Here is a 20616-nt window from a genome sequence, read left to right as displayed (position 1 = left end):
CCTCGGTTCAAACCAGCTAAAGTTGCTCAAGGTGCCTTTAGCTGAGCTGTAGGCTGCGGGGATGAGGATGGACATCCGGCGGATGCTCGTGCTGGTCGAGGTTTCCCGCACGGGCTCGCTGACCGCGGCGGCGGAGAGCCTCAGCTACACGGTTTCCGCGGTTTCGCAGCAGATCGGGCAGCTGGAGGACGAGGCAGGGCAGCCGCTGATCGAGCGACGGCCGCGGGGCGTGACGCTCACCGAGGCAGGCCGCGCCGTGGTGCGCCACGCGGAGAAGATCGAGCGGATCGTGTCGGCGGCGCACGAGGAACTGCGCGACCTCGCCGGGCTGAACACCGGGACGTTGCGGCTCGGCACGGTCCCGACGGTGACCGAATCGTTCCTGCCCGCGGCGATCTCCGCGTTCCGCGCGCACCATCCGGGAGTCGACCTGCGGATCCACAGCGCCCAGCTGTCCGGCCTCGAGCATCTCCTCGAATCGCGCGAAATCGAACTGGCCATCACCTGGGACCGCGAGCGGCCCGCCGACGGACCCGGGAAAAGCCTGACCAGCGAACTGATCTTCCGCGATCCGAGCGTGCTGCTGGTGCCCTCCAGCCACCGCCTGGCCGCCCGGTCGTCGGTCCGGATGGAAGAACTCCGGCACGAGCCGTGGATCATCCGCACCTCGCCGAACGTCCTCGCGCTGCTCAACGCTGCCTGCGAAGCTGCGGGCTTCGAACCCATCGTCACCTTCGAAGCGCGCAGCTACCAGGAAGCACAGGCGATGGTCGCGGTCGGCATGGGCATCGCGTTGGTGCCCCGGCTGTCGCTCTACAGCCTCCGCGACGACATCCGGGTCCTGACCGCGGTCTCGCCGCGCCCGCCGAGCCGCCGGATCGTGCTCGCCCATCGACGCGGGGAACGGCTTTCTCCCGCCGGATCGGCAATGCGGAAGCTGCTGATCGAGACCGGCCGCGCCTGGGCGCCCGCGTAGCCAGGGTTTCAGCGGCGGCGGATCCGACTGCGCACGGGATGCGGGCTCGCTTCTCCGCCGGGAGTGGTCAACCGTCGCCGAGGAGCCGTGCCGCCTTGATGCCGAGGTGCAGGACGAGGCGGCGTTCCCCGTCGCTCAGGTTGAAGCCGGTGAGTTCCTCGATTCGGCGCAGCCGGTAGTAGACCGTCGCCCGGTGCACGCCGAGCCGCTCGGCCACCGCGCGAGTGTCGCCCGCGCGGTCGAGGAACGTCTCCGCGGTGAGGAGGAGTTCGGGATCGGCGCCGACGAGCGCGGCGATCGCCTGTTCAGCCCCCATGCCGCGGAGCTGTTCGCGCGGCTGGGCGGCCAGCAAGGAGTAGATCCCGAGCGCGTCGTGGCGGGCGACCGGCCGGAACCGGGGGATGACGTCGGCGACCCGGATCGCGTCGAGCGCCTGCCGATACGAGGTCGCGGTGTCGGCCAGCCGCGCGACCGGACGCCCTACCCCGGCGACCACAGCCCGCCAACGGCTGGCGCGTCCCAGCCGCCGCGCCGCTGACTCGCACAGATCGTCCGCGAGCCGGGGGATCCGTTCCATCGCGCGTTGCGTCACGACGAGCAATCCGTGGGCAGGGCGGATGAGGATCATGCTTTCGCGGACCGGTGCCGCGGCGGCCGCCGCGCGCAGTGCTGCGCCGAGCGCCAAGCGGTCGCCGTTGCCGACTTCCTGACTGGCTGCCGGCAACGGCGCGACGACGACGGCGACGACTTCGCCGCGTGCCGCGAAGAGGTCTGATTCGACGAGTCCGTCGGCAGCGAGGACGCGGGCCGCGTGGTCCTCGGACAGCAGGTCCCGGAGGAACTCCCCGACGCGGGCGTCGTGCAGCTCGCCGAGAGCCCGCTCGCGGAAAAGCACCTCAGCGGCTTCGTCCGCCGCGGCGCCGGCGAGAGCGAGCCCGGCGTCGTTCACTGGTTCGCCCGCGTCGATGAGCCACAGATAGCCGAACTGCACGCCCTGGAACCGGATCGGGATGGCGACCCGCGGCAGCAGGTCGAACTCCGCGGCCGCGGGTAGGCGTACCGGTCCGTCAGCGCGGGGAAGCCGAAACCGCCGCAGCCAGGCGACGGCCTCCGGCGGAGCCTCGCGGTCCAGAATCACCCGCGCCCGCATGTCGTCGATCGGACCGGCCTGCGCGCTGTAGGCGAGCAACCGGAAATGGACGTCGTCGACCGCGACCGCCCGGCCCAGCTGCCGAGCGAGCGCGTCCACGACCCGCTGCAGGTCCTCGCTCACCGAACCGCGTTCAGCCGCATCGCGCGCCGTACCTTCCTTGTCCGCGGCGCCGCTCCGGCACCATCGGGTTCGCCGCTGAATGTAACCCGGCCGGGCCCGTCGCTCAGCTCGCTCCGCCGGTCAATGACAAAACCGGCGGCAAGGCGTTGCCGGTCACGGGGTACCGTCGAGCCAAGCGACCACATCGAGCTCGACGCGAAAGGGTGCGACCAGTTGCGCGCCGATGGTCGTGCGGGCAGGGCGCGTGCCGGGGAACTCTCCGGTCCAGACCTCGTTGTAGCGGGGGTAGTCCTCGAGATCGGCGAGATACGCGGTGACCTTGAGGACGTCGTCGGGCCGCGCGCCCGCCTCGGCGAGCACCCGCCGGACGTTCGCGAAGGCGGCGCGGGCCTCGTCGTGGAACGTCCCGGACACCGGACGCCAGTTCTCGTCGACCCCGACCTGGCCGGACAGCAACAGCAGATTGCCCTGCCTGCGGAACGCCGGCGCGGGCGGCGGGGTGAACGCGTCATGACTCATCGAAGCCTCCTGGCGAGCGGCGGATCGCCGCTGTGATCGTCTGCTGGCGCAGGCCCGGGGCGAGCGCTCGACCGAGCATTCCGGGTCGGCGGCTCCGGCCCAAGCCGTTCAACTGCGGCGGAGCGGATCGAACGGGACGAGCTCGGGCGCGCCGGCGCCGGTCATGATCTGCCTTGCGAGCAGCTTCCCGGTGATCGGACCCAGCGTCAGGCCCCACATGCCGTGGCCGCCCGCGACCTGGACGCCGGGGATCTTGGCCGCGCCGATCACCGGAAGTCCGCAGGGCGTCAGCGGCCGGGACCCGGACCAAGGTTCGCGCACGTCGTCCCAATCCGCGTCGAGCAGGGGGCGGATCGAGCGCAGGACGGCGTCGAGGCGGCTGCCGTCGAAGGGCGCGTCCCGGGCGGCGATCTCCATGACGCCGGTGATCCGGACCCGGTCCCCGTACGGCGTGAGCGTCGCTCGGGCACCGGGCAGGTAGACCGGACCCGCGAGCGGTTCGGCCAGCCGCACGCTGCACGAGTAGCCGCGTCCGGCCTGCACTGGCATCCGCACCCCCGACCGGCGTCCGAGTTCCGGCAACCACGCCCCCGTCGCGAGCACGACAGCGTCGGCCCGGTGCGGCGGCCCCGCCCAGGTATCCGCCTGCAGCCCGCGCGGCCCGAATCCGATCGCCCGCACGCGGGCGCCCTCGACGATCTCGCCGCCCCGCTCGCGCACTGACGCGGCGAGCGCGTCAAGAAACGTGCCCGGTGCGAGGAACCGCTGCCCTTCCAGATGCAGCACCTGCGCGATCCGGCCGGAGAACGGAGCCTCGTGCCCCGTCGTGGTCCGGTAGGACATCTCCTGTCCGGAGGCACGGGCGAGGGCCAGTTCATGCTCGAGCCCGGCGGTGTCCTGTCCCGCGGTGAACCCGATCCGAATTGTCTGCTCGTGGATTTCTGCGGCGACCCCGCCCTTGGCCAGTTCGTCGAAAGCGCTGAGGCTGCGTGCCGCCAATGGTCCGAGCGCGGCCATTCCCCGCCGCCATCGAGCGGCTGTCGCGTTCCGGGCGAACCCGGTCAGGAATGCCATGGTCGCCGCCGACAGCCGTGCGCTCACCGAGACCGGCGAGCCGGGAGTGAGCAAGCTTCGCACGCCCTCGCGCAGCAGCGCCGGCTCCGCGAGCGGTGCCACCATGGCAGGCACAAGGTAGCCGGCATTGCCCCAAGAGGCGCCCGCCCCCACTTCCGACCGCTCCAGGACAGTGACCTCCGCGCCGTGCTTCTGCAAAAACCACGCGCACGAAAGCCCGACGACGCCGGCGCCCACGACCACCACGCGCCGAGGCATCCGGTTCACTGCCACACCTTCTCCGCCACCCGAAGGAAGTTCCCGCCGAGAATCCCCGCGACGGCCCCCGGCGCGTGGCCGCGGTCCAGCAGAGCCGCGGCGATGGCGGGCAGCCGCTCGGGCTCGACGAACTCCAGCCGTTCCCACCGCGAGTAGCTCGGCGGGAACAGTTCGGGATTCGCGGCCAGTTCGGCGTTGAGATCGTCTTCGGCGAAGCAGTAGTCCAGCCCGAGGCCTACGTGTTCCCAGCCGACCAGCTCCACGGCGTGGTCGATGTGGCGGACGAGTGTCTCGGTGCTCGCGTCGTTGGCCCCCAGGAACATCCCGACGCCGTTGATCCCGACGACGCCGCCGGTGGCCGCGCAGGCGAGCATCTGGTCGTCCCATACGTTCCGCTCGTGATCGTGCACCGCGCGAGCGGCCGTATGGGACAACACCACCGGTGCCGTCGACGCGGCGAAGAGGTCCATCGACGTCCGGTACGAGCAGTGCGCGGCATCGACCGTCATTCCCACCCGGTTCATCTCGGCCACCACCTCGCTGCCGAACCTCGTCAGGCCGCCGTCGGACTCGTCGTGGCAGCCCGAACCGGCGGCGTTGCGGTGGTTGTAGGTCAGCACCATGGTGCGCACCCCCAGGTCGTAATAGGTCTGCACCAGCTCGATCCGCTCGTCCAGCGGACGGGTGTCTTCCAGGTCGAACGCGACCGCGAGCCGTCCGGTGGCCTTGGCCGCGCGCACGTCCCCGGCCGTGCGGGCCAGGAGGTAGCGGTCGGGCCTGGCAAGCAACTGGCGGCGGAACCCGGACAGCACTCGGATCGTGTCCGCTATGCCGTGCGGAGCGTAACCGGCGTTCACCGACACGAACGACGCTCCCGCCTCGGCGTACCGCCACAGGGCGTCGACGTCGGCGTCCGGGTCGAGAGGAAGACAGCAGTGCTGTTCCCATACCGGTGCCTTGGCGTGGCACGCGGCGGAGTTCGACTGGGTCATCGGTGGTTTCCGTTCGCGCAAGCGGGGCAGCCAGGCATGCGTGCGCCGTGCTGGAGGGCTTTCTTGTAGCGGGTTTCTTCTTCAAGCGGCGGAGAAAGTTCCGCGGTCAGCAACGGCCGCTGCGGCAGCGCGTCGAGATCGACGATGGCGCCGTCCTTGATGACGGCGTGAATGGTCTGGTAGTTCTTGGCGCTGCGCAAGGGATCCTCGTCGAGCACGACCAGGTCGGCGATCTTGCCTGCTTCGATGGTCCCGAGGTCGTCGTCGACCCGGTAGGCCTCGGCGATGTTGCGGGTCGCCGCGTGCAGCAGCGCCATCGGCGACATGCCCTTTTCCTCCATCGCCCGGAGCCAGACGAAATGACCGGTCGCCAGGCGGCCCAGCGCTTCGTCTTCGGGCAGCCCGTTCCAAGTGCCCTTGATCATCGGCTCGTTCATGACTTCCGGGGCGAAAATGCCGCCGTCGTTGGCGAGCAGGATCGACGCCCCCGAGCCGACGAGGTTGCGGGCGTTGACGTCCGAGGCTTTCCACATCGTCCATTCGTGGTCCGAAACGGACTCGCGGAGAACCTTGAAACCGTTGTCAGTCAACGGGAAGACGACCGCACCGCAGTTCTTCTCGGCGAACAGTTCGAGGGTAGCCCGCGGGATTTCGGCGGGACCCGTCGCGTTGGCGTGCTGCACGAGGTCGCAGCCCGCCTCGATCGCCATCCGCAGGCCCTCGACCGTCGAGGTATGCGACTGCGCGGTCAACCCGGCTCGGTGAGCTTCTTCGACGATGACGCGCTGCGTGCGCTCCGAGAACTGGATGAAGGCCCCGGCAGCGGCCCCGCCGTGCTCGTTCGACGCGTACTTGACGAAGTCCACGCCGCGCCTGAGGTAGGCGCGGACCTCGTTGCCGACCTCCTCGGCCGTCAGCCACATCAGGTGCCGCCCGACGTTCTCCACCCACGCCGCGTTCACCCGGTCGACGAAACGGGAGCTCCCGACACCGGGGATGCGCCGGTCGAAGTCGTCGGAGAACGGTCCGTCGAATCCGATGATGTTGCCCGCACAGCGGATACGGCTGCCGGGCGTCGCGCCCCGGTCGATCCGGTCACGAGCCGCCGTCAGCGCGCGGCGCGGCCCCCAGGTGTCGAACACCGTCGTCAATCCGTTTTTCAGCGCGACCTGCGCGGCCTCGACGATCAAGTCCTCGTAGCGGCCTTCGTATCGGACGAGCGTCTCGAAGAGAACGTTGACGAGGAGATGCACGTTCGCGTTCATCAGCCCGGGGATGAGGAACTTCCCGCTGAAGTCGACGGTCTCGGTTCCCGCGGCGACCGCCAGTTCGTCCGGGCGGCCGATCGCCGCGATGCGGCCGTTCTCGATCAGGATCGCGTGCCCGTCGATGCCCTTGTCGGAAACGCCGTCGATGACGGTCGCACCAGTCAGCAGGAGTGACATCGTCGTCTTCCTTCCGTGGTCCAGCACGCCGTGCTCTCACGCCGTCCCTTGACGGTAGGTCCCGCAGGCGCGGTCACGGTATGGACAGGAGTCGCGCGGCTGAGAGGGGCCGTTCGACAATGTTCGCATCCGGTTCCGCCGTCCTGAGACGAGTGACGATGGCCGGCACCGGACCGCGCCTGACAGCATCGGAGCATCGAGCACCTGCGGAGAGGGCATGACCGATGATCACCTCGAACGAACTCGCCGATCGTCTTTCGCGGCTGGCCGAGAAGTTCACCGTGACCGGCGCGTCGGCCGCGCTGTGGCACGACGGCACGCTCGTCCGGGCCGAGACCGGAACGGTCAACGCGGCGACCGGCGCTCCGGTGCTGCCGGACACGCTGTTCGCCGCCGGATCCGTCACGAAGACGCTCACCGCTTCCCTGGCGATGACCCTCGTGGACGAAGGGCGGCTCGACCTCGACACGCCCGTCGTGCGGTACCTGCCCGGCTTCACCGCAGCGAACCCCGCCCGCTCTGCGACGATCACCGTGCGGATGCTGCTCAACCACTCGTCCGGCCTGCCCGGCAACTACCTGCCGAACCTCGCCCCGGGCGACGACGTGCTCGAGCGATTGCTTCGAGAGCTCGCGGCGCTGGACGTCACGGGCGTCCCCGGCCGGCGGTTCTCTTACAGCAACATGGGAATGAGCACACTCGGCCGGCTGGCGGAGGTGCTCACCGGCGAACGCTTCGACGTCGCACTGAGCAAGCGCGTTCTCGAGCCGCTCGGCATGAACGCGAGCTCGGACGCCGAGGAACTGCTGCTCCGCTCAACCGCCGTCGGACATGTCGTCGACCCGGCGAGCGGGGCCGTCTCCCGGGTACCGCGCCTGCGCGTGTGGCCTGAGTACGGTCCCGCCGGCTCGCGCTTGTGGGTCGACGTCGAATCACTGATCCGCTTCGGTCGGATGCACCTCGACGGCAGGACACCCGGCGGACACCGGCTCCTGTCGAAGGCGGCCCTGGAACAGATGCGCACGCCCCAGTACGCCGACTTTTGGGGCTGTCTCCGCGGATGCGCGAACTTCGGACTCGGCTGGGGCATCTTCCGGGAGGGCGACGACCCAGTTCTTACCCACTCCGGCGCCAACCTCGGCATGCATTCGACCCTTTACGTCATTCCCCGGCAGAATGTCGTGCTCGCGGTGCTTACCAACAGCACTACCGGAGCGATGCTGCATTCCACGCTGTGCGCTGAGCTGCTCGAAAAGTGCTTCGATGTTCCGGGACCGGCCGCCATCGACCCGCCGAAGGGGAGCGCGGAGGTCGAGATCGAACGGTTCACCGGGCTCTACCGTGCCCCGGACGGCGAGGTGTCGGTCGAGGCGCTCGGCGGACAGCTCCACGCCCGGCTGACACCCGACCCCGGGCTGGCGGAATGGGACCGCCTGATGGGCAGCGCCGCGGGCGGAGGGCAGGCCATGCCGCTCGCGTGCGTCGACAGTGCGCGGAGCCGATTCGTCATGGACGCCGGCGCTCCGGGGGGTCTGCTGGCGGTGCAGTTCTACGAACCGGGCCCGGACGGACGTCCCACCCTGGTGCGGCTGGGGACGCTCTACGAACGGAGACCGTGAGAGAGCCCGTGATGCCGAAACCGGGTCCCTGACCGCGTCACCCGTGCGCTTGCGGGAGTTCGACGACGAACCGCGCCCCGCCGCCCGGGCGGCCCTCCGCCCACACACGTCCCTCGTGGCGGTACACGTGGTCGGCGACGATCGCCAATCCCAGGCCGGTCCCCGAGCCGGGGTCCCGTCGTCCGGCGTGCACGCCGCGGGAGAACCGTTCGAAAATACGTTCCCGGAGTTCGGCGGGCACCCCGTCGCCGGCGTCGTCGACTTCCAACCGGACGACGCCGTGGCACGCGTGCGCGGCCACGCGGACCGCGCCGCCGCCGTAGCGGGCCGCGTTGTCGAGCAGGTTCGCGAGGACGCGGTCGAGGCGGCGGCGGTCCGCTGCCACCAGCAAGGGTTCCGAAGGGAGTTCCAGGGCCGGGCGCGGGGCGGGGCTGCTCGCGACGCCGCTGCGGACGAGCGAGCCCAGATCGACCAGTTCGCGTTCCTCGCCGTTGTCGGCTTGGTCGACGGCTGAGATCTCCAGCAGGTCGAGCACCATGCCGCGGAACCGGTGGAGTTCGGCCAGCAAGAGCTGCAACGCCTTCTGCGCGGGCGCGGGCATGGCGTCGCGACGGCGTTCGAGGACTTCCGCGACGGTCGTCATCGTGGTGAGCGGCGAGCGCAGTTCGTGACTGACGTCGGCGGCGAAACGCGCGTCACGGCGGACGCGTCGTTCCAGGGCATCGGCGGTGGCGTTGAACGTCGCGGCGAGGGGAGCGAGGTCGGGTCCGGCTTGTTCGGGCAGTCGCGCGCGCATGTCGCCGCGGGCGATCCGGGCTGCGGTTTCGGTGAACGCGGCCAGCGGACGGAGCGCGCGCCGGGCCGCCCACGCGCCGAGGACGACGCCGAACAGCCCGCACGTCACGGTGCCCGCGACGAGGATCATGCGCAGCTTGCGGAAGGTCCGTTCGAGGCCGAGCAGCGGATGGAGTTCGACGTAATAGCCCTTCGACTTGGCGAGTTGCTGCGCGACCACGAGGACCGGGACCCCGTCGGCGGTGAACCGGTCGTGCGCGGGCGCGCCGGGGCGGGTGCGGGAGAGCAGGCCGGGCGGGAGGTCCGCGGGGCCGATCGGGCGTCCGGCGGTGTGCCAGCCGCCGGGAAGCGACACGAGGATCGTCGAATTCGGTCCGGACGTGAGGCCGGACAGCAGTTCGCCGAGACCGTCGGTCCGGTCGCGGACCTCGTTCTCGACCAGCCGCGCGTTGATCCGGGCATGCCGGTCGGCGCTCTGCTGGCGCTGGTTGAGCAGGTAGTCGGTGGCGAGGTGCCAGGTCGCCGCCGACAGCACGCTGACCACCACCAGCAGGCCGAGCCCGAACGCGGCGGAAACCCGGAAGCGCAAGGAAAGGCGGGACACGGAAGCGGCGCTCACGGGCGGGGCTCGGCGCGGTAGCCGATGCCCCGGACGGTGAGCACGAGACGCGGACAATCGGGATTAGGCTCGACTTTGCGGCGCAATCGCCGGATGTGGACATCGAGCAGGCGCGTGCCGCCGAAGTAGTCGCGTCCCCAGATCCGGTGCAGCAACTGCTCCCGGGTGACGACCTCGCCCTCGGCGGCGGCCAATTCGGCCAGGAGACGGAATTCGGTACGGGTAAGGCGAATGGGGACGCCTTCGCGCGAGACCGTCTCGTCGTGCGTGCTCAGCAACAGGTCGCCGACCTGGAGACAGCATCGGCGGACCGGCGCCGCGCGGCGCAACAGCGCGCGGATGCGGGCCGCCAGTTCGCCGGCGACCAGCGGCTTGGTCACGTAGTCGTCGGCACCGGCTTCCAGACCGGCGATGACATCCTGGCTGTCGGCCCGTGCGGTGATGACGATGACCGGCAGCTCGCCGCGCACGCGCAACTCGTGGCAGACGGCGAGCCCGTCCATGCCCGGCAGCATCAGGTCGAGCAGGACGACGTCCACGCTCACCGATCCCAGCATCGCCAACGCGTCTTCGCCGCACGCGGCCTGCAGCACCGTGCAGCCCTGGTCAGCCAGCGCGAGGGAAAGCGCTTCGCTGATCAGGGCGTCGTCCTCGACCAGCAAGACTCGGACCGTCATCGAGCCGCCCCTCCGCCGCGGAACCTGCCCTAGAAATTGTTCCCTATCGCGGCAAGTCCGCGGCGGGTGCGGATTCCGGCGCGCATCTGGGCGGACAATGGGGTTTCCGGCGGAATGGACCGGTACCGGCGGCCGGCCGCCGACGCGCCGGTGACGCAAAGCCCTGCCGCACAGGGTCCTTGGCCTCTCGGGCCGCGGGCAGCGGCTTGCCAGGATGAGAAGCATCGACGGAATCTCGGACGACGGGAGAACGACAGTGATCTCGGCCCGGTACCTCATGATCGGCGGCGTCGCGGCCGCACTCGCCGGCACCGCCTGGGTTCCCCAGCCGGCTGCCCGGGCAACCGCGCCATGCCGGACCAGTGGACTGGATGTCGCGCTGGGCCAAGGAGAAGGGGCGGCCGGGCATTACTACGTGCCGATCGTCTTCACCAACTCCGGCGGCGACGCCTGCGCGCTGCGCGGGTATCCGGGCGTTTCCTACGTCGTGGACCGGCGTCAGGTGGGCGATGCCGCGAAACGGGAACCCGGCCCGGTGCCTGCCTTGACACTGGCGCCCGGCCAGTCGGCCACGGCGTGGCTCGACCAGGTCAACGTCGATGTCTACGATCCGGCAAGCTGCGCGCCCACTCCCGTCGACGGGCTGCGGGTGTATCCGCCGGACAACACCAAGCCGGTGTTCTTGGCCGAGCCCAACGCTCGCGCGTGCGCGAAGCACATGCCGGACCAGCATCCGCTCGTTGTCCGCGCCGTGCAGGACGGCAACGGCTGAAGGTGCGCTGCCCACGCATCCGGACAGCGCACCCGTCGCCTCAAGGCAGCTGCCGCACCAAGTAGTCCCACACCGCCCGCACCGCGCGCGGGTGATAGATGTGCTCGCGCTTCGCGTGCGATTCCTCCGGCGGCGACCAAGCAGGCCACCCGCCGAACGACTGCGTCAGCAACTGCTGCTCGCACGCCCGCTCCAGCACCACCGCGGCTACGGTCGCGCTTTCCACCGAATCGCCGACGGCGACGATCCCGTGGTTCACCAGGAACACTGCCCGGGCATCGCCGAGTTCCGCCGCCAGGGACTTGCCCAATTCCGGCGTCAGGATCAAATCGGCGGTCTCGGTGTAGCGCGGCACCTCGGGCGGCACGAACAGGTTCGCGGCGTGGCTCACCGGCCGCAGCTCCTGTCCCGTCGCGGCGAGGGCGACGGCGTGCGGGGCATGGGTGTGCACCACCGCGTTGACGTCCGGCCGTGCGGCGATGACCTCGGTGTGGATCGGGTATTCGCTGTGCCGCGGCCCGGTTCCGGAGACGACCTCGCCGTCCGCGTCGACCAGGTGGACCCGCTCCGGCGTTACCTCCTCCATGCCCCATTCCGCCGACTTGATCCACACGCCCCGCCCGTCGGCGTCACGGCACGAGACGTGGCCCCAGATGAGGTCGCCTTGTCCGGCGGCGGCCAGGATCCGGGACGACAGCGCGACGAGTTCCTGGTGCGTGCTCATCGGTGCACCAGCCCGCCGTTGACGCTGAGGGTCTGGCCGGTCAGGTAGCCCGCGTCGTCGCTGAGCAGGAACGCGGCCAGTCCGGTCATGTCGTCGGCCCCGGCCGGGCGGTGCAGCGATTGGGCTCGCAGCATGGCCTCGCGTTGTTCCGGCGTCACGGTTTCCCGCGCGACTTCGGTGTAGACCGGCCCCGGCGACAGCGTGTTGACCCGGATGCCGAACTCGCCGAGTTCCCGCGCCATCGAGAACGTCATGCCGTGCACGCCGCCCTTGCTGGCCACGTAATGCAGGTAGCCGGGGCGGCCGAGCTGCACCGCGTCGGAGCCGATGTTGACGACACTGGCCGACGGCGAAGCCTGCAGCAGCGGCAGCAGCGCCGACACGAGCAGCCACGGACCGCGGAGGTTGACCGCCATCAGGCGATCCCATTCCTCGTCGGTGATCTCCCAGAACGGTTTCATCTTGATGGTGGAGAAGATCGCGGCGTTGTTGACCAGGCCGTCGACCCGGCGGTGCGCCTCGGTCAATGCCGCGGCGAACTCGGCGCAGCTGGTGCGGCTGGAGACGTCGAGTGCGTACGCGCTGGCTTTGCCAGGGCCGTCGAAAGACGCGGCGGTGGCTTGGACGCCTTCGAGGTTGAGGTCGGCGAGCGCCACGGTCGCGCCTTCGGAAACCAGGCGGCGGGCGTAAGCCGCGCCGATGCCTTGGGCCGCGCCGGTCACGACGACGACCTTTCCGGCGAGTCCGTTGAGGGTCATGTGAGGCTCCAGCTTCGGTAGGAGGGTTCGCCGTCCGGGACGATCTCGGTGGCCAGCAAAGTCAGGCAGCCGGGGCAGAATGCCTGGCGCAACAGGACTTCCCGGTCGACGAACGCGGCCGGGTCGGCGTGGACGCCCGGTCCGGCTTCGGTCGAGGGGCGTTCGTGGCGCAGCGCGTGCGCCATCGGTTCGGCGGTGGTGTCTCCGATCCGGGCCGCGCAGTGGCGGCAGACGACCGCGCCGGTGGCTTCGTCCACGCGGAGGTTGAGGTCGAGGTTCACTGGTGCGCTCCTTCCGGCGGCGTGAGCCCGGCGCGCTGGTACCGCAGCCGCTCGCGTTGTGCCGCGGTGGCAGCGCGGTCCGGTTCGCCGTCAGCCAGCACGACGCCGTAAACGTCGAGCGCAGCGAGAGCGGACACCTTGCCGTCGCGGACATCGGCGGCGACGCGGTCGGGTTCGCGGTGCAGCGGATCGCCGATTCCGCCGCCGCCCTGCCAATGGGTGAAGTAGACGTCCGCTTCGGCGAGGTCGGTTTCCAGGTGCGGCGGGAGGGTGTCCGCGCGGCCGTGCAGGTCGTCGATCGTCTGCGGGATCCGGCCGCTTGCGAGCTGGTCGCGCACGGTGGTGTCGCGGACGAGGACGTCCCATTGCGTGGCCGCGGGATAGCCGCCCGAGATGCCGGGAGCCTGCGGCACCGCCTTGCCGTTCGCGGAGACGACGAGATGCACGCTGCGCGTGGGGGAGTCGTAGGGAATGAAGCAGCTCGACGCTCCGACGCCGCCGCGCCACCGGCCCGGTCCGCCGGAATCGACCTCCTCGCGCCGCCACAGGTAGAGCATCGGGAAGCTGAACTCGTTGATCTCGATGTCGGCGATGCGGCCCATCGGAATGCAGTTCTCGCCGCCGGTGTCGACGCCGTCGCCGTCCACCTTCGCGCCGAGGCCGCCGGACATCGCGTCGCACAGCATCGTGGCGAAACCGCCGCCGCGCTGGTCCACGCCGGCCAGCAAGGTGAGGTCCCAGGTGCCGCAGCAGACGCTCATCGCCGACCGGCTCAGTTCGGCGTGCGTGCTCAGCATCTGCGCGACGGTTTCGGAGACCGCGTTCTGCGTGGACCAGGCCGAGTTGACCGACGCCTTCCCGATGCCCGCCGGGAAGGTGCAGTTGTTGATCGTCCCGGGTTCGCTGACGATCTCGACGCACCGGTAGATCCCGCCGGGCGACCAGGAGATGTCCGGGCACAGCATGGTCAGCAGGATCGGCAGGATGCCGCCGCGCAATCCGGCGAGGGTGCAGTTGATGATCCCGTCGACCTGGGGGTCGGTGCCGGTGAAATCGAAGGTGAGCGTGTCGTCCTGTTTGGACATCGCCACCACGATCTTGTGGATGTCCCGGTCGCCCGCCCGCGCCCCGTCCTGGTGCGCGACCGCCGACCACGTTCCGTCCGGCAGCGCGCGGAGTTTCGTGCGCAGCTGGGATTCCGCGTCGCCCATCATCTTCTTCATCACCGCCTTGACGGTGTCCGGGCCGTACTTGTCGATGAGCGCGGTGAGCCGGTCCTGTGCGACGTTGTTCGCGCCGATCTTGGCGCGCAGGTCCAGTCCGACGAGCCGCGGCACGCGGGACCGCCGCAGGTACATGTCCTCCATGTCCGAGCGCAGCCGACCGCCTTCGACGATCTTCACCGGCGGGATCGGCAGCGCCTCCCAGAAGACGTCGTGTCCCTCGACCGACCAACTGCCCGGCGACACGCCGCCGAGGTCGACCTGGTGCGCGACCGCGCCGGTCCAGCAGAACAGCTGACCGTCGTAGAACAACGGCGCGAGGACGGTGACGTCGTTCTGGTGCAGACCGCCGCCGATCCACGGGTCATTGAGCAGGAACTGGTCGCCCGGCGCGATTCCCGGGTTCTCGGCGCGGTGCTCCAGCGTCCAGCGCACCGCCATGTCCAAAGCGGACCCGAGCTGCATGTTGTACAGCCCGACCTGGACGGTTTCGCCGGTCTCGTCCATGATGCCCGCGCCGAAGTCGTTGCAGTCGGTCACGACGACCGAACCGGACATGCGCTTGATCGCGTCGCCCATGTCGTCGGTGATGGCGACCAGCCGGTGCCGGACCACCTCGTAGGTGAGCGCGTCCACGGCGCCGGAGCTGACGCGGTGCAGTTTCAGGTCGCCGAACCGGGCTTCCGGGTCGAGGGGAGCGCCGGACTGGACGAATCGCTCGGATCCGGCGACGGGGATGACAGCCATCAGGAGTGTTCCTTCCGTTCGGGGAAACGGATCACGAGGTTGCCGAGACGGTCCACAGTGGCCTGAGTGCCCGGCGGCAGGGCGACGGTGGTGGTCGGCGCTTCGACTACGGCCGGGCCTTCGATCTCGTGGCCCGCGCCGAGTGCGCGGTAGTCGTAGATCGCGGCGGGCTGGCGGCCGGTGCGGACGTCGAGCAGGACCTCCCGTTCGCCGCTCGTGGCGGGATTGCCGGGCAGGGTGCCGTGTTCGGGCAGTTCCGGCTGGATCTGCAGGATCCCGGTCGCGCGGACGCGGTAGGTGATCAGCTGCAGCCCGGCGTCGGGGAAGCCGGATCCCTTGCCGTACAACGCTTCGTAGCTCGCTTCGAAGTCTCGGCCGAGCTGCTCCACCGACTCGTCGGACAGTTCGCCGCCCGGTACGGGAGTGGCGACTTCCGCGAGTTGCATGGTGTAGCGGATGTCGGCTTCGCGTTCGTAGCTGATCGCGGAGAAGGTCAGGCCTTGTTCGGCCAACCGGCGTTCCAGTTCCCGTTCCAGGCCGGTGAACACCTCGTTCGCGGTCTCCGCCGCGACCGGCATCGCGACCGGCTGCGACTGTTCGGCGGTCAGCACGATGTCCGAGGCGGCCAGGCCGTAGGCGGAGAAGACCGCTGCCGTGGACCCGAGCGGGACCACGACCTCCTTGACACCGAGGTCGGCCGAGTAGCTCGCGCAGTGCATCGGGCCCGCGCCGCCGAACGCGTAGAGCGTGAAGTCTCGCGGGTCTTGGCCGGAGTTCACCACGACCTTGCGGACGAGGTCGGCGGTCTGGGCGTTCTGGATCGCGTAGATCGCCGCCGCGGCGTCCTCGACGGACATGCCGAGCGGGGTCGCGACCACCTTGTCGATGGCGTCCCGCGACAGCTGGACGTCCAGTTTCTTGCGCCCGCCCAGGAAGTTGTCCGGGTTGATGATGCCGAGGACGAGATCCGCGTCGGTGACCGTCGGCTCCCAGCCGCCCTCGCCGTAACAGGCCGGGCCCGGGCGGGCGCCCGCGCTGCGCGGCCCGACGCGGAGGTTGCCGCCCAGGTCGACCCAGGCGATCGCGCCGCCGCCGGCCCCGATCGTGTGCACGTCGACCATGGGCGTGCTGATCGTGTACTGGTTGAGGATCGTGCTGGTGGTGGTCACCGGTTTGCCGTCGACGACCAGCCCGACCAGGAACGTCGTGCCGCCCATGTCGGTCGAGATCACCTTGTCGTGGCCCAGTGACGCGGCCATTCGCGTGCAGCCGACGACGCCGCCGGTGAGCACCGAACCGATGGTGGTGATCGCGTGCGCCGGAGCGTCCGCAGCGGTGACGCAGCCGCCGGAACCCTGCATCACCAGCAGTGCGCCGGTGAGCCCGCGTTCCCGCAGTTCGGCTTCGAGCGGCCGCAGATAGCTGCCCAGCCGCGGGCCGACCTGGGTGTTCATGATCGTCGTGACGTTGCGCGGGTACTCCCGGATGCGCGGGCTGACCTCGCTGGACAGCGCCACGTACACCTCCGGTGCTTCCTCCCGCACGATCGCGCGCACCCGCTGCTCGTGCGCCGGATTGCGGAACGACCACAGCAACGACACCGCGATAGCTTCGGCACCGTCGGCGAGCAGGTCGCGCACTGCGGTCCGGACGCCGTCTTCGTCGAGCGGGACGACGACGCGGCCCTGGTAGTCCACGCGTTCGTCGATCTCGCGGATCCGGTGCCGGGGCACCAACGACGCGGGTTTCGCGGTCCGCGCCATGTGCTGGATGTCGTCGCTGCCCAGACCGGCGTAGCGGCCTTCGAGGTTCATGATGCTGATCGAGTCCGCATGGCCTCGGGTGGTGAGGAAGCCGACCTGCGCGACGTCCCCGGTCACGAGCGCGTTGAGCGTCGAGGTGGTGCCGTGCACGAGATAGTCGGTGTTGGCGAGCAGTTCGCGGACCGGGATGCCGAGTTCCGCGGCGAGTTCGTCGATCGCGGTGAGGAAGCCGGTCGCGAAATCCGGGGGAGTGGACGGGGTTTTGGCCGCGGCGAGCCGGTTGTGCTGGTCGGCGACGAACGCGTCGGTGAACGTTCCGCCGGTGTCGATGCCGATGACGTACGCCATGAGGGCCCCTTTGCCTTCGGATCGTCAGAACATGACGTTGATGGATTTGGTTTCGGTGTAGCTGAGCAGTTCCTCGAGGCTTTCCTCGCGGCCGACGCCGGAGCCCTTGACGCCGCCGAAGGGCACGTTGGGGAAATGCCGGGACGAGCCGTTGATCCAGACGAACCCGGCCTCGAACGCGCGGGCGACGCGGTGCGCGCGGGTGACGTCGGAGGTCCAGACGCTCGCGGTCAGCCCGTAGTCGACGCTGTTGGCGATGCGGACCGCTTCCGGCTCGTCGGCGAACGGGATGACCGACAGCAGCGGCCCGAACACCTCCTCGCGGGCGATCCGCATGTCCGGGCGCACGCCGGTGAACACCGTCGGGGCCACGAACAAGCCGTGGCCGACGCCAGCCGGACGACCGCCGCCGGTCGCGATCCGGGCGCCCTCGGAGACCGCGATGTCGATGTAGGACAACGACTTCTCGTACTGCGCCTGGTTGATCATCGTGCCCTGTTCGGTCCGCTCGTCGAACGGATCGCCGATCCGGCGCGCCTCGATCGACTCGACGACGCGGGCGACGAGCGCGTCGTGGACGTCCTGGTGCACGAGCAGCCGCGAGTTCGATCCGCAGGACTGCCCGGACCAGGTGAAGTTCATGCCGAACACCGCTCCGGCGGCCGCGGCTTCGAGGTCCGCGTCGGGGAACACCACCATCGCGTTCTTGCCGCCGAGTTCGAGGCTGACGTCCTTGACGCCGCTCTCGGCCGCGGCGCGCTGGATGGCGCGTCCGGTCGGTTCGGACCCGATGAACCCGATCCGCCGCACGTGGCGGTGCCGCACCAGCGCGTCCGGCACCGCCGGTCCGTCGCCGACGATCACCGACAGCACACCGGGCGGGAAGATGTCCTTCGCCAGTTCGGCCAGGCGCAGCGCGGACAGCGGCGCGGCCTCCGGCGGCTTCAGGATCGTCGGATTGCCCGCGACCAGCGGCGCGGCGACCTTGCCCGCGAACATCAGCGGATGGTTGTAGGGCACGATCCGCGCCACCACGCCGACCGGTTCGCGCGTGGTCACGTGCAGTGCGGTGCTGGCGGGCACCGTGGTGCCTTTGAGTTCCAGCGCTTGCCCGGCGAACATGCGCAGCTGCGCCACCGTCACGCCGACGTCGACGCGCGAGTTCGAGATCGGCGAGCCGGCGTCCACGGTGTCGAGCAGGGCCAGCTCTTCGCCGTGGCTCTCGATCGCGTCAGCCAGTTCCGCGACCAGCTTCGCCCGCTCGACGGGCAGGGTGTCCCGCCAGACCGCCCTCGCGTCGTTCGCGGCGCGCACTGCCTCGTCGACGTCGTCGGGTCCGGCGTCGGGAACCTCGGCGATCACCGTGCCGGTGTAAGGCGACACCCGGGAGAAGGCGGCGCCGGACCGCGCCGGGACGAGTTTGCCGTCGATGAGCAGGCGCCACTCGCGGTCGAGAAGTTCGGCGACCCGGGTCGGGATTTCCGGGCCGGAATGTGCTTCGAGCATCGTCGCTCCTGCGCTTCCTGAGTCCCGCGGGGACCTGGAGCCCCGCGTGCCGTCGGCTCATGCTAACCCCGCGACCCGGCTCGAAGTCTAGCTTGCAGACTCCAATTCTGTTCTCAAGAAACTTTGCCAACTCTTGTCCTGGAAAGAGCCCGCGAACACCCTGGTCCAGATACCATGTCTGCTATGCAGACATCCGCTGCCGAAGCCGGTCCCGCGCGGCCCGCTCCCCAGTACCCGATCGAATCCGTGGACCGTGCGCTGCGGCTGCTGCGGATGTTCAGCGCCACGAGGGAGCTTCGGCTGTCCGACGCCCGGGACGCGCTGGGCGTGGGCCAGTCGACCGCGCACCGGCTGATGGCGATGCTCGTCCACCACGGGTTCGTCGACCAGGACCCGGCCAGCCGCGTCTACCGCGCCGGGCCCGCGCTGGTCGAGATCGGACTGTCCGTGGTGAACCAGATGGACCTGCGCGCGGTCGCGCGGCCGGTGCTGCAATGGCTGTCCGAAACCACCGGCGAAACCGTGCACCTCGGTTCCCTGGAAGGCAACCAGGTGCGCTTCCTGGACGTGATCGAGAGCGACCGGGCGCTGCGGGTGTCCGGCCGCGTCGGCCGCACCCTTCCCGCGCACGCGACGAGCCTGGGCAAGGCGATGCTCGCCCGCCTGCCCGACGACCAGATCGCGCAACGCTACCCGGACGAGGTCCTCGGCCAGGTCACCACGAAGACCATGACGAGCCGCAGCACGCTGCTGGCGGAGATCGAACGCATCCGGCGGCGGGGTTACGCGCTCAACGCGGGCGAAAGCGAGGACGGCGTCAGCTCGATCGGCTGCGCGGTCGCCCGGCCCGACGGTCCGCTGCTGGGCGGGCTGAGCGTCGCCGCGCCGACCGGCCGGATGACGAAAGCCCAGCGGGACGACCACGCGGTCGCGCTGGTGGAGGGCTGCCGGCGGCTTGCGGAGAAACTGGTCTGATCAAGAAAACCGGCGGTGAACGGGTTGTTCACCGCCGGTTTCGGGTTATCGGGTGGCAGTCAGATCGTCCGCTGTGGACAGCGGGACCGGCTCGAACATCGCCGGTTCGTCCTCCGGGAACAAGGCCGTCGGACCGTACAGCCAGTCGGTGAACGAATAGTCCTCCGTCGCACGGGCGCGCAGCAGGGTGTTGCGTTGCTCGCGCTCGACACCGCCCAGATGCCACAGGTTTCCCCAGGACCGGGCGGTCAGCACGACTCGGCGGCAGTGTTCCGTGCGGACCGCCTCGTACGCGGCGAGCGCCCTGTCCCAATCTCCCCATCGTTTCCGGTGTTCGGCCAGGACCCAACCGTCCTCGATGGCCATGATCGCGCCCTGCGCCAGATACTGCAGCGGCGGGTGCGCGGCGTCGCCGAGCAGGGCGAGGCGGCCGTCGACCCACGTGGAGATCGGGTCGCGGTCGTACATCCGCCACCACTTGTCCCGCCACATCCGCGGGATCCCGGCCTGCACCTCTTCGCAGGTCGCGGCGAAGGCGGTGTCCAATTCGTCCGGCGTGCCCCAGTCGTCCAGGCCGGCCACGGCCTTCGGCGACTCGAAAACGGCTACCTGATTGAGCAGATCGCCACCGCGGAGTCCATAGTGGACAAAGTGGCACCGCGGGCCGACATAAACCACGACCTCGGACAGATCGACCGGACGGCCGACCTCGGCGATCGGCACGGTGCCGCGGTAGGCCACGTAGGCCGACGAGACCGGCTGGTCGTCCGCGAAATGCTTCCGGGCGACCGAGTGCAGGCCGTCGGCGGCGATCACGACTGGCGCGGTGTGCACGGTGCCGTCGTCGGTCACCGCGGTCGCGGGGTCCGGTGTGTACGACACGATCCGTTGCTCGGTGCGGAGTTCGACGCCCGCGTCGCGGCAGGCGCCGAGGAACAGCCGGTGCAGGTCGCTGCGGTGGATGACCAGGTACGGGAAACCGTAGCGCCGTTCGAGGTCGCGCAGGTCGAGCGCGGTGAGATCGCGGCCGTCGACGGCGTCGCGCATGACCATCCGGTCCGGGACGACGCCGCGCGCCTTCGCGCTGTCCAGCAGGCCGTAGGCGTCGAGGATCCGGGTGCAGTTGGGTGCGAGCTGGATGCCGGCCCCGACCTCGCCGAATTCCTTCGCCTGGTCCAGGACCCGGACCCGCAGGCCGAGCCGGGACAGCGCGAACGCGGTGCTCAGCCCGCCGATCCCGCCGCCGACGACGAGCACGTCAGGGGTGTCCAT

Annotated in this window: 18 protein-coding genes; 4 read left to right on the top strand and 14 right to left on the bottom strand. The window is 70.0% G+C overall.

What is annotated here, in order from left to right; genetic code table 11:
- Window positions 1-61: 61 nt before the first annotated feature.
- Window positions 62-976, top strand: coding sequence for a LysR family transcriptional regulator (locus H4281_RS03660; RefSeq protein ID WP_182889424.1), 915 nt, complete (start codon window positions 62-64; stop codon window positions 974-976).
- Between the two features lie 67 nt (window positions 977-1043).
- Here the strand turns inward: H4281_RS03660 and H4281_RS03655 are convergent, their stop codons facing one another.
- The 5 genes from H4281_RS03655 to H4281_RS03635 all read right to left on the bottom strand — a co-directional run bounded on the left by H4281_RS03655 (window position 1044) and on the right by H4281_RS03635 (window position 6537).
- Entirely contained in the window at window positions 1044-2249 is a 1206-nt protein-coding gene (locus H4281_RS03655; RefSeq protein WP_182889423.1) for a PucR family transcriptional regulator, read from the bottom strand.
- A 153-nt stretch (window positions 2250-2402) separates the two neighbouring features.
- Window positions 2403-2768, bottom strand: coding sequence for a RidA family protein (locus H4281_RS03650; RefSeq protein ID WP_182889422.1), 366 nt, complete (start codon window positions 2766-2768; stop codon window positions 2403-2405).
- A gap of 108 nt (window positions 2769-2876) precedes the next feature.
- Window positions 2877-4100 carry an NAD(P)/FAD-dependent oxidoreductase gene (locus H4281_RS03645; RefSeq protein WP_182889523.1) on the bottom strand — a complete coding sequence of 408 codons (1224 nt, stop codon included), beginning with the start codon at window positions 4098-4100 and terminating at the stop codon, window positions 2877-2879.
- Window positions 4101-4105: 5 nt separating this feature from the next.
- Window positions 4106-5092, bottom strand: coding sequence for a dipeptidase (locus tag H4281_RS03640; protein ID WP_182889421.1), 987 nt, complete (start codon window positions 5090-5092; stop codon window positions 4106-4108).
- Window positions 5089-6537 carry an amidohydrolase family protein gene (locus tag H4281_RS03635; RefSeq protein ID WP_182889420.1) on the bottom strand — a complete coding sequence of 483 codons (1449 nt, stop codon included), beginning with the start codon at window positions 6535-6537 and terminating at the stop codon, window positions 5089-5091. The genes H4281_RS03640 and H4281_RS03635 overlap by 4 nt, the downstream gene beginning before the upstream one ends.
- Window positions 6538-6761: 224 nt before the next feature.
- Here H4281_RS03635 and H4281_RS03630 point away from each other — a divergent pair, with 224 nt between their 5' ends.
- A complete protein-coding gene (locus H4281_RS03630) occupies window positions 6762-8156 on the top strand; it encodes a serine hydrolase domain-containing protein (RefSeq protein ID WP_182889419.1) in 1395 nt (464 codons plus the stop codon).
- Window positions 8157-8193: 37 nt separating this feature from the next.
- On the opposite strand, the gene H4281_RS03625 is transcribed toward H4281_RS03630, so the two are convergent.
- On the bottom strand, window positions 8194-9570 hold the full coding sequence (locus tag H4281_RS03625; protein ID WP_182889418.1) for a sensor histidine kinase: 1377 nt from the start codon (window positions 9568-9570) through the stop codon (window positions 8194-8196).
- Window positions 9567-10247, bottom strand: a complete 681-nt coding sequence (locus H4281_RS03620) for a response regulator transcription factor (RefSeq protein WP_182889417.1) — start codon at window positions 10245-10247, stop codon at window positions 9567-9569. Before H4281_RS03620 ends, H4281_RS03625 begins: the two co-directional genes overlap by 4 nt.
- Window positions 10248-10461: 214 nt before the next feature.
- Here H4281_RS03620 and H4281_RS03615 point away from each other — a divergent pair, with 214 nt between their 5' ends.
- The gene (locus H4281_RS03615; protein WP_182889416.1) at window positions 10462-11019 is read left to right on the top strand and encodes a DUF4232 domain-containing protein; all 558 of its coding nucleotides are present in this window, start codon (window positions 10462-10464) and stop codon (window positions 11017-11019) included.
- 40 nt (window positions 11020-11059) lie between these two features.
- Here H4281_RS03615 and H4281_RS03610 read toward each other — a convergent pair whose 3' ends face one another.
- The 6 genes from H4281_RS03610 to H4281_RS03585 are packed head-to-tail and all read right to left on the bottom strand — an operon-like array spanning window position 11060 to window position 18369.
- Complete coding sequence (locus tag H4281_RS03610; RefSeq protein WP_182889415.1) at window positions 11060-11743, bottom strand: class II aldolase/adducin family protein; 684 nt, start codon at window positions 11741-11743, stop codon at window positions 11060-11062.
- The gene (locus tag H4281_RS03605; protein WP_182889414.1) at window positions 11740-12501 is read right to left on the bottom strand and encodes an SDR family NAD(P)-dependent oxidoreductase; all 762 of its coding nucleotides are present in this window, start codon (window positions 12499-12501) and stop codon (window positions 11740-11742) included. Before H4281_RS03605 ends, H4281_RS03610 begins: the two co-directional genes overlap by 4 nt.
- The gene (locus H4281_RS45415; RefSeq protein WP_182889413.1) at window positions 12498-12782 is read right to left on the bottom strand and encodes an acetone carboxylase subunit gamma; all 285 of its coding nucleotides are present in this window, start codon (window positions 12780-12782) and stop codon (window positions 12498-12500) included. Before H4281_RS45415 ends, H4281_RS03605 begins: the two co-directional genes overlap by 4 nt.
- On the bottom strand, window positions 12779-14752 hold the full coding sequence (locus H4281_RS03595; RefSeq protein WP_182889412.1) for a hydantoinase B/oxoprolinase family protein: 1974 nt from the start codon (window positions 14750-14752) through the stop codon (window positions 12779-12781). The genes H4281_RS45415 and H4281_RS03595 overlap by 4 nt, the downstream gene beginning before the upstream one ends.
- Entirely contained in the window at window positions 14752-16863 is a 2112-nt protein-coding gene (locus H4281_RS03590; protein ID WP_182889411.1) for a hydantoinase/oxoprolinase family protein, read from the bottom strand. The genes H4281_RS03595 and H4281_RS03590 overlap by 1 nt, the downstream gene beginning before the upstream one ends.
- Before the next feature lie 24 nt (window positions 16864-16887).
- Window positions 16888-18369 carry an aldehyde dehydrogenase family protein gene (locus H4281_RS03585; protein ID WP_182889410.1) on the bottom strand — a complete coding sequence of 494 codons (1482 nt, stop codon included), beginning with the start codon at window positions 18367-18369 and terminating at the stop codon, window positions 16888-16890.
- A 183-nt stretch (window positions 18370-18552) separates the two neighbouring features.
- Between H4281_RS03585 and H4281_RS03580 the strand changes: the two genes are divergently transcribed.
- On the top strand, window positions 18553-19344 hold the full coding sequence (locus H4281_RS03580) for an IclR family transcriptional regulator (protein ID WP_182889409.1): 792 nt from the start codon (window positions 18553-18555) through the stop codon (window positions 19342-19344).
- Window positions 19345-19389: 45 nt separating this feature from the next.
- Here the strand turns inward: H4281_RS03580 and H4281_RS03575 are convergent, their stop codons facing one another.
- Entirely contained in the window at window positions 19390-20616 is a 1227-nt protein-coding gene (locus H4281_RS03575; protein WP_182889408.1) for an FAD-dependent oxidoreductase, read from the bottom strand.

The sequence above is a fragment of the Amycolatopsis dendrobii genome (assembly GCF_014145675.1).
Lineage (GTDB): Bacteria > Actinomycetota > Actinomycetes > Mycobacteriales > Pseudonocardiaceae > Amycolatopsis > Amycolatopsis dendrobii.
Note: the sequence above shows the minus strand (reverse complement) of the source record. Positions and strands in the feature narration are given on the sequence as shown.